This window comes from Bacillus sp. FSL M8-0266, assembly GCF_038613425.1.
Taxonomy (GTDB): domain Bacteria; phylum Bacillota; class Bacilli; order Bacillales; family Bacillaceae; genus Bacillus; species Bacillus pumilus.
This window is the reverse complement of record NZ_CP152015.1, coordinates 1,844,540-1,858,334: the sequence shown is the minus strand read 5'-3', so window position 1 is coordinate 1,858,334 and position 13,795 is coordinate 1,844,540. Positions and strand designations below refer to the sequence as shown.

General features: G+C 40.8%; 17 protein-coding genes. 7 read left to right on the top strand and 10 right to left on the bottom strand.

The features are described from left to right. The first annotated feature begins 125 nt into the window (after positions 1–125). The 3 genes from MKY83_RS09340 (at position 126) to MKY83_RS09330 (ending at position 1,997) form a co-directional block, all read left to right on the top strand. Positions 126–1,298, top strand: a complete 1,173-nt coding sequence (locus tag MKY83_RS09340) for an MFS transporter (RefSeq protein WP_113767730.1) — start codon at positions 126–128, stop codon at positions 1,296–1,298. Positions 1,299–1,492: 194 nt separating this feature from the next. Then, positions 1,493–1,828, top strand: coding sequence for a hypothetical protein (locus MKY83_RS09335; protein ID WP_003210975.1), 336 nt, complete (start codon positions 1,493–1,495; stop codon positions 1,826–1,828). A gap of 43 nt (positions 1,829–1,871) precedes the next feature. Then, a complete protein-coding gene (locus tag MKY83_RS09330; RefSeq protein ID WP_003210976.1) occupies positions 1,872–1,997 on the top strand; it encodes a hypothetical protein in 126 nt (41 codons plus the stop codon). Positions 1,998–2,050: 53 nt separating this feature from the next. Here the strand turns inward: MKY83_RS09330 and parC are convergent, their stop codons facing one another. The 3 genes from parC to MKY83_RS09315 all read right to left on the bottom strand — a co-directional run bounded on the left by parC (position 2,051) and on the right by MKY83_RS09315 (position 7,288). Beyond that, a complete protein-coding gene (gene parC, locus MKY83_RS09325) occupies positions 2,051–4,489 on the bottom strand; it encodes a DNA topoisomerase IV subunit A (protein WP_044141395.1) in 2,439 nt (812 codons plus the stop codon). Between the two features lie 2 nt (positions 4,490–4,491). Next, complete coding sequence (parE, locus tag MKY83_RS09320; RefSeq protein WP_044141396.1) at positions 4,492–6,459, bottom strand: DNA topoisomerase IV subunit B; 1,968 nt, start codon at positions 6,457–6,459, stop codon at positions 4,492–4,494. Between the two features lie 415 nt (positions 6,460–6,874). Next, a complete protein-coding gene (locus MKY83_RS09315) occupies positions 6,875–7,288 on the bottom strand; it encodes a CoA-binding protein (protein WP_185108826.1) in 414 nt (137 codons plus the stop codon). Positions 7,289–7,442: 154 nt separating this feature from the next. Here MKY83_RS09315 and plsY point away from each other — a divergent pair, with 154 nt between their 5' ends. Both plsY and MKY83_RS09305 read left to right on the top strand, forming a co-directional pair. Beyond that, positions 7,443–8,024: a glycerol-3-phosphate 1-O-acyltransferase PlsY gene (gene plsY, locus MKY83_RS09310; RefSeq protein ID WP_058015656.1), complete on the top strand. Its 582-nt coding sequence runs from the start codon at positions 7,443–7,445 to the stop codon at positions 8,022–8,024. A gap of 100 nt (positions 8,025–8,124) precedes the next feature. Further along, a complete protein-coding gene (locus MKY83_RS09305) occupies positions 8,125–8,412 on the top strand; it encodes a HesB/YadR/YfhF family protein (RefSeq protein WP_003210876.1) in 288 nt (95 codons plus the stop codon). A gap of 39 nt (positions 8,413–8,451) precedes the next feature. On the opposite strand, the gene MKY83_RS09300 is transcribed toward MKY83_RS09305, so the two are convergent. The 7 genes from MKY83_RS09300 to acnA all read right to left on the bottom strand — a co-directional run bounded on the left by MKY83_RS09300 (position 8,452) and on the right by acnA (position 13,245). Continuing rightward, positions 8,452–8,763, bottom strand: a complete 312-nt coding sequence (locus MKY83_RS09300; RefSeq protein ID WP_106067590.1) for a hypothetical protein — start codon at positions 8,761–8,763, stop codon at positions 8,452–8,454. Positions 8,764–8,766: 3 nt separating this feature from the next. Next, positions 8,767–9,189 carry a thioesterase family protein gene (locus MKY83_RS09295; protein WP_003211985.1) on the bottom strand — a complete coding sequence of 141 codons (423 nt, stop codon included), beginning with the start codon at positions 9,187–9,189 and terminating at the stop codon, positions 8,767–8,769. 103 nt (positions 9,190–9,292) lie between these two features. After that, a complete protein-coding gene (tlp, locus tag MKY83_RS09290; protein WP_012010110.1) occupies positions 9,293–9,535 on the bottom strand; it encodes a small acid-soluble spore protein Tlp in 243 nt (80 codons plus the stop codon). Positions 9,536–9,548: 13 nt separating this feature from the next. Next, complete coding sequence (locus tag MKY83_RS09285; RefSeq protein WP_008357830.1) at positions 9,549–9,692, bottom strand: acid-soluble spore protein N; 144 nt, start codon at positions 9,690–9,692, stop codon at positions 9,549–9,551. Positions 9,693–9,743: 51 nt separating this feature from the next. Further along, positions 9,744–9,869 carry an FbpB family small basic protein gene (locus MKY83_RS09280; RefSeq protein ID WP_003211002.1) on the bottom strand — a complete coding sequence of 42 codons (126 nt, stop codon included), beginning with the start codon at positions 9,867–9,869 and terminating at the stop codon, positions 9,744–9,746. Positions 9,870–9,939: 70 nt separating this feature from the next. Then, complete coding sequence (locus MKY83_RS09275; RefSeq protein WP_268508449.1) at positions 9,940–10,443, bottom strand: TlpA disulfide reductase family protein; 504 nt, start codon at positions 10,441–10,443, stop codon at positions 9,940–9,942. A gap of 72 nt (positions 10,444–10,515) precedes the next feature. Next, positions 10,516–13,245 carry an aconitate hydratase AcnA gene (gene acnA, locus MKY83_RS09270; protein WP_065097370.1) on the bottom strand — a complete coding sequence of 910 codons (2,730 nt, stop codon included), beginning with the start codon at positions 13,243–13,245 and terminating at the stop codon, positions 10,516–10,518. Positions 13,246–13,465: 220 nt separating this feature from the next. Between acnA and sspO the strand changes: the two genes are divergently transcribed. Next, a complete protein-coding gene (sspO, locus tag MKY83_RS09265) occupies positions 13,466–13,612 on the top strand; it encodes a small acid-soluble spore protein O (RefSeq protein WP_034660777.1) in 147 nt (48 codons plus the stop codon). A gap of 16 nt (positions 13,613–13,628) precedes the next feature. After that, positions 13,629–13,775, top strand: a complete 147-nt coding sequence (locus MKY83_RS09260; RefSeq protein WP_065097369.1) for a small acid-soluble spore protein P — start codon at positions 13,629–13,631, stop codon at positions 13,773–13,775. Positions 13,776–13,795: the final 20 nt, after the last annotated feature.

The following is a 13,795-nucleotide window of genomic DNA, read 5'->3' as shown; positions in this document are numbered from 1 at the left end:
GGCACCATTTCTTGTTACTAAAATTTCAGCATGACCTTTTCTCATGTTATTTACGAATCAGGAAGTCTCATTTATAATCGAGTAGATTTGTTCTGTAATATATATCATTAAATGTGAGGGATTAGATGGAATTAAAATGGTATAAAGCAATCATCATCATTTTCACGATGTCTGGTATTTCCATCTCTACATGGTTTTCACGGACACCAGAAGTTAGAGATTTATTACAAGCGAATACAGGGACAATGGGACTTATTTTACTTGGCTTATCTGTTGGTTCTATTGTTGGACTTGTCCTTTCCAATATATTCGTTCGAAAAAAAGGCGGACGAGTGGCCATTGTGATCAGCGCTTTTTTGATGTTCACTGGATTCACGACTCTCGCTATTGGTTCAACACTCTCTTCTACCCTTGTTGTCACAGCCGGTCTTTTTCTTTTTGGAGCGGGCTCAGGCATGTGCAATGTGGCCATGAACTTAGAAGGGACAGAAATTGAGTACAGCATCAGGAAAACCATCCTGCCTATTTTGCACGCTTCCTTCAGCATTGGCACGTTAATCGGTGCAGGTGCTGGCATTCTCTTTATCCATCTAGGGGTATCTGTGTTGATTCACCTTCTGATCATTGCCATTCTTTTCTTTCTCAGCATTTTGATTTGTACACGGTTTATTCCGCACGGGACAGGAAAGGATCAGCTTGAGAAGCAAACAGATACAACTGATGGTTCTCATGCGGCATGGCTGAACAAACGGACGATATCTCTTGCGATGATCGCCTTATGTCTTGCATTTGTAGAAGGCTCTGCAAATGATTGGATTCCCCTTGCGATGGTAGATGGGTACCAGGTTTCACATTCCATGAGTACCGTCATCTATGCTTTATTTTTGTGCGGGATGATTAGTGGACGACTGATCAGCGGGCGTTTAATTGATCGATTTGGCAGGGTGTTATTACTAAGAGTCGCTATTTTTTCAGCAGCTGCCGGACTCTTGTTAGTCATTTTAAAGATTTCACTCGTAGTGTGTATGATATCCATCTTTTTATGGGGACTTGGCGCTTCTTTAGGCTTCCCGCTAACCATTTCGGCAGCTGGTGATGATAGCCGCTACGCCGTCAAACGCGTTAGCATTGTGACCTTATCTGGTTACACAGCCTCTCTTTCTGGTCCTCCTATTTTAGGACTGCTCGCCAATGAGGTGGGATTGCTTCATGCCTTTATATTTGTTCTATTCGCTATATGTATGGCGGGAATCTTTACAAAAGCTGTAGCAAAACCACATTCATTACATTCTCACTAAAAAGTGTCTGATCCTCGATCATGGCACTTTTTTTAAATTAAAAAATAAAATTGAAACCTTTCATGAAGTGAAACAGTCCTATAGATGTCCTGATGTTTATCGCTTTTTTAAAGAGGGAAAGTAAAAAAATAAGACTTTTCAAATAACAGAAAACGTGGTAAGATCATGAAAATAAAGAGGAAGGGGTGAGATAAATGAAAAAAAATATGCTGCTAAAATTAGCTGTCTTATTCATAGCACTCGCAAGTTTTCATTTGTTCTCAATGCCTCATTCCGTTCAGGTATACCATCATGCAAAGGTGGTTGCCGATCAAGAATCACATGAGATGAAAATCGCTCAGACCATGGGCGATGAAAAGAAACAAAAACATGTGAGCGCAGTATTTGCCGCATTTACAGTACTGCTGATGATTGGCAGTATGACAGCTGGATTTGCACGCATCACTCATACTGATCAATATGACCGGAAAAAGAAGCATTTACTTGCAGTGTTCTATCAATCTTCTTATTTCCGACTATCTCGTGTTTAACCCAACCATCTAAATCAAAACAAAAATTGGGAGGTTTTACACGATGTTATTTTTCTTAAGAGTATTCATTCTAGGTCTATTCTCTGTCACTTCACTTTCTCTTTTCGTCTACCAAGGAATTGAAGTAGTGCACGCCATTACAAACATGTTTGGCAGCCACGAGAGCTAAATGACCCGTATATAAAAGAAACCCCCTGTTTATCGCAGGGGGTTTTCGTTTGCTTATTTATTGTCATCTGGTGCAGGTTGAGGTGTGACAAGGACATGCGTTACTTCTCCCTGCTCTTCCTCATCTACAATAAATGATCCATTGCTATAGCGGTCATTCGCCCTTAGAGTAGAGATATCAAGCGGAATCGTTGAACCCTTATCCGTATCAATTTCAAGTGTATCGTGCAGTGATGCAGCAATGACAGCCACAATACGGTGCGGGTTTTTCTTTAATTCTCTTAACATCAGAACTCCGCGTTTGGCTCTAGATGTTTTATCAAATTCAGAGAGGTTCATTCGCTTCACAGCCCCTCTTTGCGTTGTCAGCACGAGGACATTGTTTTTCGGATCAATGATCTGGCCAGAGACTACTTCGTCCCCATCCTTCAAGTTGATGCCTTTGACACCAGCCGCTCTCGGACCAACAACACTTACTTCTTCTTCATCAAACCACAATCCATAACCATTTTTCGTCGCAATAAACAATTCCTGCTGTCCTGATGTCACATGGACATCCACGAGTTCATCGTTCCCTTTTAGGTTCAAGGCGACAAGCGGTTTCGAATAGCGCTGCGCTTTATATTGCAGAAGCTCTGTTTTCTTCACCATTCCGCCTTTTGTAAAGAACAGAAGATACGACGTTTCATCAAATTCTTTAATTGGAATGGCTTTTTGGATCGATTCATCACGATCAATTGAAATGATATTCGTGATATGCTGCCCCATGTCTTTCCAGCGTATGTCTGGCAGTTGATGCACAGGACAATAAATGTAGCTCCCTTTATTCGTAAACAATAGAAGGACATCTGTTGTGTTCATTTCAAACTGATGAATCAGGCGGTCTGTATCCTTCATGCCAAAGTCCTTACCGTTAGAAGCAGCATAGGAGCGCTGGCTTGTCCGTTTGATGTACCCATCCTTCGTCACCGTGACGTAAACATCCTCTGAGGCGATCATCACTTCAAGGTTAATCTTAATTTCTTCGATTTTTTCCTCAATGACAGATCGTCTCTCATCAGCATATGTCTTTTTGAGCTTTTTCAAACTGTTTGTAATGACCTTTAGCAGCTTTTTCTCGTTACCTAAAATGTCTTCAAGTTCTGCTATACGCACATCAAGCTCACTTGCTTCGTCTCTTAATTGCGTAATATCTGTATTCGTTAAACGATATAACTGGAGGGAAACAATCGCTTCTGATTGTGCTTCTGTAAAGTCATATTTATCCATCAAGTTATTTTTCGCATCTCGCTTATCATTAGAAGAGCGGATTGTGGCAATGACTTCATCTAAGATGGATAGCGCCTTAATTAATCCGTCTACAATATGGTGGCGTTCCTTCGCTTTTCGAAGCTCATATGCTGAGCGATTCGTCACCACTTCTTTTTGATGGGCAATATATGCATCAAGTATAGTTGTCAGCGTCATTAAGGTTGGTCTACGATTATGTATCGCCACCATATTAAAGTTATACGGGATTTGCAGATCTGAGTTTTTATATAAGAAATTCAAAACACCATTTGCATCTGCTTCTTTTTTCAGCTCTACTACGATTCGAAGCCCAGTCCGGTCAGTCTCGTCTCGAACCTCTGAAATTCCTTCCACTTTTCTTTCAATTCGGAACTCGTCCATCTTTTTGACAAGGTTGGCTTTATTCACTTCATAAGGAATCTCTGTGATCACAATTTGCTGGCGCCCGCCGCGGATGGTTTCAATCTCCGCTTTTCCGCGAATCATGATCTTTCCTTTGCCTGTTTCATAAGCCTTCTTAATGCCGTCTACCCCTTGAATGGTACCGCCTGTTGGGAAATCTGGACCTTTGATGACCGTCATTAAATCCTCAACCGTACAATCCGGTTGTTCGATTCGTTTAATGACACCATCAATCACTTCTCCTAGATGATGCGGCGGGATATCAGTGGCATAACCAGCGGAAATCCCTGTTGATCCATTCACGAGAAGGTTTGGAAACATCGCTGGTAAAACAACGGGCTCCTTACTTGTATCATCAAAGTTTGCGACCAACTCGACCGTTTCCTTGTCTAAGTCCTTTAATAGCTCTGAAGCAATCGCAGAAAGCCTTGCTTCCGTATAACGCATGGCAGCAGGCGGATCACCATCGATACTCCCGTTATTTCCATGCATCTCAATGAGCACATTCCGTACTTTCCAATCCTGACTCATTCTCACCATCGCTTCATAAACAGATGAGTCACCGTGCGGATGATAGTTACCAATCACGTTACCGACTGTTTTCGCGGCTTTACGGAAGTTTTTATCTTGCGTGTTTCCTTCTGCGTACATCGCATATAAAATTCTTCGTTGTACAGGCTTTAGTCCATCTCGCGCATCTGGAAGCGCACGATCTTGGATAATATATTTACTATAGCGACCAAACCGGTCTCCGATTACTTCTTCTAATGGTAAATCATGAAATCGTTCTTGTTGTGCCATGTTTAAACCTCCTCAGCTAGCGACAAGTTTTCATTTTCAAGAATGTTACTTTCCTCATCAAGTCCAAAGGCGACATTCTTTTCAATCCATTTACGTCGTGGTTCTACTTTGTCACCCATTAATGTCGTGACGCGGCGTTCCACACGTGCAGCATCGTCGATTTTGACTCTGACAAGTGTTCTCGATTCTGGATTCATTGTCGTTTCCCATAGCTGGTCGGCGTTCATTTCACCTAAACCTTTATAGCGCTGAATCGTGTACCCTTTTCCAACTTTCTTCAGTACGTCATCCATTTCTTCATCAGACCATGCGTACTCAATAACTTCTTTTTTCCCTGAGCCTTTGCTGACTTTATATAAAGGCGGTAGTGCAATAAACACTTTGCCATGCTCAATCAGCGGCTTCATATAGCGGTAGAAGAACGTGAGCAGAAGCACTTGAATATGGGCTCCATCTGTGTCAGCATCTGTCATGATCACGATTTTGTCATAATTGATGTCTTCTACGTTAAAATCGACACCGACGCCTCCACCGATCGCATGAATAATGGTGTTGATTTCTTCATTTTTGAAAATATCAGCAAGTTTCGCTTTTTCTGTGTTAATGACCTTTCCACGAAGCGGCAGCACTGCTTGGAATTTACGGTCACGTCCTTGTTTTGCTGACCCGCCCGCTGAGTCGCCCTCTACTAGGTACAATTCGTTTCTTGCTGGGTTTCTAGATTGAGCAGGTGTTAATTTACCGCTCAGTGTTGCTTCGGACTTTTTCCGTTTCTTGCCGCTCCTTGCTTCTTCACGTGCTCTTCTAGCAGCTTCTCTTGCCTGCTGCGCTTTAATCGCTTTTCTCACAAGAAGAGTCGCTGTTTCACGGTTTTCTTCAAGGAAATAAGCCAGTTTTTCAGAAATAACAGCATCAACAGCTGAGCGAGCCTCACTTGTCCCAAGCTTTCCTTTTGTCTGGCCTTCAAATTGAAGCAGTTCTTCAGGAATTCTAACAGAAATAATAGCAGACAGCCCTTCGCGAATATCAGTGCCTTCTAAATTTTTGTCTTTTTCTTTTAAAAGGGCTACTTTGCGCGCATATTCATTAAAGGCTCTTGTCATCGCCGTTTTGGCACCAGACTCATGCGTACCGCCATCTTTTGTTCTAACGTTATTGACGAAAGAAAGAATATTTTCCGAGTAGCCGTCATTGAATTGAAATGCAAAGTCTACTTCGATGGATTGATGCTCTCCTTCAAATGAGACCACTTCACTCAGAACATCTTTTTCTTCATTTAAATAAGCAACGAAGGCTTCAATGCCTGTCTCATAATAAAAGGTTTCTTGTACATCATGTCGTTCATCAATCAGCTCTATTTTTAATCCTTTTAATAAAAAGGCAGATTCTCTTAAACGTTCTGATAACGTATCGAAATTATAGGCTGTAACGCTGAACATGGATCGATCTGGTTTAAAATGAATCAGTGTTCCAGTTTTTTTCGTTTTTCCGACTTTTTCAAGTGACGTCACAGGTTTTCCGCCGTTTTCAAACCGCTGATGATATATATAGCCATCACGTTCAATTGTGACAGTGAGCCATTCTGACAGCGCGTTTACAACAGATGCCCCAACTCCGTGAAGCCCACCACTTGTTTTATATCCGCCTTGACCAAATTTTCCGCCTGCGTGAAGGACCGTTAAAATGATCTCAGGTGTCGGTTTTCCAAGCTTATGCATACCAGTAGGCATCCCGCGTCCTTTATCCTGAACGGAAATGCTGTTATCTTTATGTATTTTGACAACGATATGATCTCCATGGCCAGCGAGTACTTCATCGACAGAGTTGTCTACAATCTCATAGACAAGGTGATGGAGACCGCGTGAATCCGTTGACCCAATATACATTCCTGGACGTTTACGGACCGCTTCAAGTCCCTCTAGCACCTGAATAGAATCATCGTTATAATCTACTTGCTGCTTTTTAACCAAATGCTTAATCCCCTTTCACTAACAAACATAACCGGCAAACCATCAAATGATCTCTCTAGAATTTAATGATGATCATGCTGCTCATTACTGTCCACTTTAATAAGCTGCATCATCACCATGCATGTGTGGTTCAACAAAACATGCTCCTTTGCACGGCTATGAGAATGTTCTACATTCTGCAATGAGAACTAGAAGTCCATTATAAACAAGACTGTTTGATAAGCCAAATGCAATCATATGATGATTTTTACAAAACAGAACAAATGTTCTATCTTTATCTTATCGCTCTTTTTCTTGATATGCAAGATCACCGATATGTCCCTGTCGCCTTATTTTATCGCTTTCTTCTAGAATCGCAAATATATTTCTACAACAAAAAAGCAAAAATCCTTGAAAACCAAGGATTTTTGACGATTTAATGAGTTTTTGTCATTGCATGAGCCACCTTGATACATAAATCCATGATGGCGACCTTGCCATTTTCCTCAATCAGCCTTTTCGCTTTTTCATGATAGATGCCTTGCTGCGCCCAAAAAACAGGTGCGTCTATTTCGAGAAATTCTTCAGCCACCTCGGGCAAAAACTCTGAACGTCTAAATACATTGACGATATCAACATGCTCTTTGATCTCTTTTAGTGAAGCGACTGCTTTCACACCAAGTGCTTCATCGATCGTTGGATTCACCGGAATGATCTCATAACCGGCATCCTGCATCGCTTTAGACACCATATAAGACGTTCGGTGCGGCTGATCTGATAAACCAACAACAGCAATTCGTTTACTGCTTTTTAATATACGGCCAATTTCTTGTTTCGAAGGATGATTCATCCAAACACCCCTTTTCCTCTATTTTAGCGAACTTCTGCTTAAAAACAAAGCCGAATCCATCTGCATTTGATTTTTTCAAAAAAAGATCCCCATGTTTTTCATAAGATCATGTTAAAATGTAAGACAAGAGGGAGAATATAAAGGAGTTATGCAGATGTTAATTGCTTTGATGTTTATTTTGGCTTATCTTCTCGGCAGTATTCCATCCGGTCTCATTGTCGGGAAAGCTGCAAAGGGTATTGATATCCGTGAACATGGCAGCGGAAACCTAGGTGCGACGAATGCATTTCGTACGCTTGGCGTGAAAGCAGGGTCTATTGTTATTTCTGCTGATATTTTAAAGGGGACTCTCGCTTCTGCTTTACCGTTTTTCATGCAACTGGACATTCATCCCTTATTAGCAGGGGTTGCTGCTGTTATCGGTCACAGCTTTCCTATCTTTGCAAAATTTAAAGGGGGAAAAGCAGTCGCTACATCTGGCGGCGTGTTATTATTTTATGCCCCATTCTTATTTATCACGATGATCGCTGCTTTTTTCTTATTTTTATACATTAGTAAATATGTTTCATTATCATCTATGCTGACCGGCATCTATACATTCATTTACAGCATATTCACCAAAGACGTATTCTTAATCATTGTTGTTGCCGTTCTTGCTGGTTTTGTGATCTACAGACACATCGCCAACCTCAAACGAATCCTCAACAAAACTGAACCGAAAATCAAATGGCTCTAGCCGTTTCATAAGTTTCATTCTGTGGTAAAAGTAAAGAAAAGCTGTTTTTTGCATCCTGCATTTTAAAAAACAGCATGACTTCAAAAAAGGGGCGATCACATTGAAATTAACGATTAAAGAAGATGCACTCAATTGGTACAAGGATGAATTAGATTTAGAAAAAGGTGATCAAGTTCGCTTTTTTGTGAGATATGGCGGGTGCAGTAATGTACAAAAAGGCTTTTCTCTCGGCGTCGCAAAAGATGAACCTCAAAATGCCGGCGCAACCGCTGAAATAGAAGGTATTACTTTCTTCGTGGAAGAAAGTGATATTTGGTATTTTGACAACCATGATCTGCATATTGATTATAACGAGTCTGTAAAAGAACCAGAATTTCATTATGAATAAACAAAAAAGATACCTCCTCCCTCGGGTATCTTTTTTGTTTTATCCTTCAATATATAGCCCATATTCCTGAATGTTTCCTAAAGACCGCTCCTTTTGTATAATTCTTTTTTGCGTTTCACCGATCAAGTCAAAGTGAGGAAACCCTGCACGGTCGTGAATCCATTCTTTTTTGAGCCCATGTTTTTCTCCCCACTCAATTAACTGCTTCATATCCTGACAGGCTGCTTTAGTGACGGTATTGGCATGCGGGAAACGGTCATCAAGCCAATAATGGGTTAAAAAAGCCATTTCTCCTTTCTGAACAGCTGATTTCCACGCATTTAAATCGCTTCTTTTAATACCAAACGCCATGAATTAAACCTGCTTTTTCGACTGTTCATATACTTTGTGCCAGGCAGGAAATGCTTTTCTAAATTGAATCGGTCTAAATGTGTCTTTGTCTACACAAATATGCGAGGTTGTCCCTGTAATCGCTGTTTGTCCATCAGGCTTTTGAATTTCGTAGCCATACACCGTTTTGAGTCCATTGTATTCTTCAATCCAAGTATGAACTGTCGCTGTTTCACCGTACAAGAGTGGTTTTTTATATTTCACCTGCAAATCTATAACGGGTGCAAGAGCACCGTCTGCTTCTAGTTGTGCATAGGAAAATCCTAATTCTTTAATCAGTGCAGTTCTGCCGACTTCCATCCAGATTAAATAATTGGCATGATACACAATGCCCATTTGGTCTGTTTCTGCATAACGGACTTCTATTTCTTTTTTAGATACATACACGTTTTCATCGCTCTCCTATCAAAACCTAAGATCTCTGCCATTTTACCACAATCGAAATGGTTCTTCTAAAAGGAGGCAATAAAATAAACCAGGGATCCCTGGTTTATTCAGTATAGCCATTTTTTCTTGCTGCTTCTTCGTCCTTAATCTCAGAACGCATGGCATCAATGCTCATTTTTCGATTTTCATTTTTTTGCTTGATCATCTGTTTTTCTTGATCTGTCGAAAGGGCCATTGCTGCTTCAGATTCATCGATATTGTCAAGGGTGTTTTCGATCATATCTTGTAGCTTTTCAACATTATCAGAACGATCATCTGGATTGGATTGATATGACTTTTCATTCATCTTAATACCCTCCTTATTCGCCCTTCGTCTGGATCACATCAGGCTGTTCATTTGATTTATTATGCATCTTTTTACCTTTATTGCGTTTGTATGCTACAGGTTTTGTCCCTAAATGGTCTGGTGTAAACTGCGCTTGTTTATCATGCTCTCTACCCATCATTCATCCCTCCCTCTTCTTTAGGATGAACGAAAAAGGATAATTCATAACTTATTTCTGTCTAAATCGCTCTTCCAACTTTTCTTCAAGCTGGTTTAAAAATTCCTCATTGCTTAATAATTCTTTTTTATTTTCAAGTACAAGCTCTTCAAATGTACGTCGTTTTCTTCTTCTCATTGTACTCACCTCCAGTGTTGTATTTCATTTTCGCCAAAACATTTAGAAAATAAGCAAAAAAGCTGAATCATTATAGATCCAGCTCTTGCTCAATTTCTTTTTTTGTCAGCATTTGATGCTTCACAGACATGATGCGTCCTTTTTCATCTAATATGTATGTCGTGGGGTATGAAAGCACCTGATATCGTGCTTGAATGCCTTTTTGATCCAATAAAATAGGAAAGCTCAGCTTTAATTCATCTGCAAATGCTGCAACATGATCTACACTTTTTTCTGTGGTCGTCAAATTCACCGCAAGTACTTCGACCTGATCATATTCACTTCTAATCGCATCTAGATCTGGCATTTCTGTCCTACATGGCTTACACCATGTCGCCCAAAAATTAACGAGCACCTTTTTCCCTTGGTAATCAGATAACGAGGCCGTTTGACCATCAAGGGTTTTAAGTTCAAAATCAGGGGCTTGATCCCCTTTTTCAAGACCGATTGCGGGCTCTTTTGGTTCAAGTAAATTCCACACAAGTAAACCAATCAATACAAGTAAAACAGCGCTTGCTATTCCTTTTTTCCACATGATGGATCCTCCACTATTTTAAAAAAGAAGAGAAAGCTGTCTAGGCGCCTTCTCTTCTTTGCTGTATGAGTATTAGTTGCTTGCCAATTTTTCACGAAGTACCATTTGAAGGATACCACCATGACGATAGTAGTCAATTTCGACTTCACTGTCAAAGCGAACAACCACTTCAAATGTTTTCTCATTGCCATCTGTATCAATTGCTTTCACAGTGACAAGATCACGTGGACGAACTGTTTCATCAACTTCAACTTCAAATGTTTCTGTTCCTGTTAGTCCATAAGTTTCTGCACTTTCTCCGTCTTTAAACTGTAACGGAAGTACACCCATGAAGACAAGGTTACTTCTGTGGATACGCTCAAAGCTTTCAGCTAGAACGAATTTAATTCCAAGAAGGTTTGTTCCTTTTGCAGCCCAGTCACGTGAAGAACCCATACCGTAGTCTTTACCTGCTAAGATCGCAAGACCTGTTCCATCTTCTTTATAACGCATGCATGCATCATAAATGGATGTTACTTCACCAGTTGGCCAGTACGTTGTATATCCGCCTTCTGTTCCTGGTGCGATTTGGTTCTTAATACGGATGTTTGCAAAAGTACCTCTCATCATGACATGGTGGTTACCACGGCGAGATCCGTATGAGTTAAAGTCTCTAGGCGATACGCCTCTTTCTTGCAAGTATTTACCCGCAGGTGTGTCCTTACCAATCGCTCCAGCAGGAGAAATATGGTCCGTTGTGACAGAATCACCGAACTTCGCCACTACGCGCAAGCCTTTAAGCGGTTCAACTTTACCAGGTTCAACTGATAGGTTTTCAAAGAATGGCGGGTTATCAATGTATGTGGAATTTTCATCCCATTTGTACAATGCATCGTCCGTCGTTTTAATTTCATTCCAGCGGTCATTGCTGTCAAATACAGTTTCATACTCTGAACGGAAGAGTTCAGGTGTGACTGTGCTTTTCACGACGCTGTTGATTTCGTCCATTGATGGCCAAATGTCATTGAAATAAACGTTCTCACCGTTTTTATCCACACCGATAGGGTCTTTTGTTAAATCAATATTCACCGTGCCAGCAAGTGCATACGCCACAACTAATGGTGGAGATGCAAGGTAGTTTCCTTTCACAAGCGGATGGATACGTCCTTCAAAGTTACGGTTACCTGATAAAACAGAAGTGATCAGCAGATCATTTTCAGAGACAGCATCCTCAATTTCTTGCGCAAGCGGTCCTGAGTTACCGATACATGTTGTACAGCCATACCCAACGATGTTAAATCCAAGGTCTCTTAAGTATGGAAGAAGTCCTGAGTTCACGAGGTATCCTGTAACAACCTTAGAACCTGGCGCTAGTGACGTTTTCACGTAGTTTGGCACCTTCATACCAAGCTCACTTGCTTTCTTCGCAACAAGACCTGCTCCAATTAAGACATATGGGTTCGATGTATTCGTACAGCTCGTAATCGCTGCAATCGCAATCGCACCTGTCTTCATCACAGCTTTTTCACCATTTGCTAGATCAAATTCAATTTGTTTATCCAGCTCTGATTTTTCTAATCCAAACCCTTGGTTACCAGCTGGGCTTTCAATGTGCTGATGGAACGTCTCTTTCATATCTGAAAGTGGAATCAAATCTTGTGGACGCTTTGGACCAGATAAGTTTGATTCAATTTTAGAAAGATCAATTTCCACAACATCCGTAAAAATTGGGTCCTCTACATCTGGCGTATAGAATAAGCCATTTGCGCGAGAATATTCTTCAACGATATTAATTTGCTCTTCATCACGTCCAGTAAGGCGAAGGTAAGCAAGAGCTTCCTCATCTACTGGGAAGAATCCGCAAGTAGCCCCGTATTCAGGCGCCATGTTCGCAATCGTTGCACGATCTGCTAACGGCAGCTGTGCAACTCCAGGTCCGAAGAATTCAACGAATTTGTTCACTACGCCTTTTTCACGCAGAACTTGTGTCACTTTTAATGCAAGGTCAGTTGCAGTCGTTCCGTTTGGAAGCTCTCCAACTAATTTAGCACCAATGACTTCTGGTACTGGGAAGTATGAAGGCTGACCGAGCATACCAGCTTCCGCTTCAATACCGCCAACGCCCCATCCAAGTACGCCGATCCCGTTGATCATGGTTGTATGAGAGTCAGTACCAACCAATGTATCTGGGTAAGTGATGATCTCGCCATCTTCTTCAATCGCATGAACAACACTTGCAAGATACTCTAAGTTTACTTGGTGAACAATTCCTGTTGCAGGCGGAACAGCTTGATAGTTATTAAACGCTTTCTTTGCCCAGCTAAGGAAGTTATAACGCTCTGCGTTACGTTCGAATTCTAAATCCATGTTAATGTTTAATGCATCTTCAGTTCCAGCTTTATCAACTTGTACTGAGTGGTCAATGACAAGGTCAACTGGAATTTCAGGGTTGATTTTATCCGGATCCCCGCCTACATCTGCCATTGCTTTTCTTAAAGAAGCAAGGTCAACGACGGCTGGTACACCCGTGAAGTCTTGTAAAATAACACGAGAAGGTTTAAATGGAACATCAATTTCTTTGACCTCGGCAGTTCCCCATTTTGCCAAGTTTTCAACGTGTTCCTTTTTGATCACTCTACCGTCTACTTGGCGAAGCACTGATTCTAAAAGTACCTTAATGGAATAAGGCAGCTTAGAAACATTTCCGATTCCTTGTTTCTCTAGTGCTTCTAACGAATAATAGTGATACGTTTTCCCATTTGTCGAAAACGTTTTTCTAGATTGAAAAGCGTCTTGTTTAGCGACTTGCTGCTGTTTCGACATATCCAAAATCCCCCTTTTGATGATCAAGATCAATTTCAATTCTCAGAAAAATCGTCGTATTTCACCACAATTTTCTCACAATTTCATCTTAAAACAAATTCATACATAAGTAAATAACAATGCTTTTATTAAATTCAATAAGTTTATCTTATTACTAGGAAATGATTACTCTTCATAATCCAAGCAGGGCAGGTTCATACTACAATTGAGGTGATAGAACATGACAAAACGTAAAGCAAATCATGTGATTGACGGCATGAACGCAGCCAAAAGCCAAGGGAATGGTGCAGGCTACATTGAAGATGACCAACTCGTTTTAACAGAAGAACAAAGACAAAACAATAAAAAACGTAAAAAAAACCAATAAGAAAGGAGCAAGCATCATGACGAATAAAAACTCAGGGAAAGACACCCGTCAAAACTCGCCTAAGGAGCATCAAGGCGGACAGCCTGAGCCATTATCAGGCAGTAAAAAAGTGAAAAACCGCAACCATACAAGACAAAAGCACAATTCTCATCACGATATGTAAACATTCTCCTCTCATTCCGT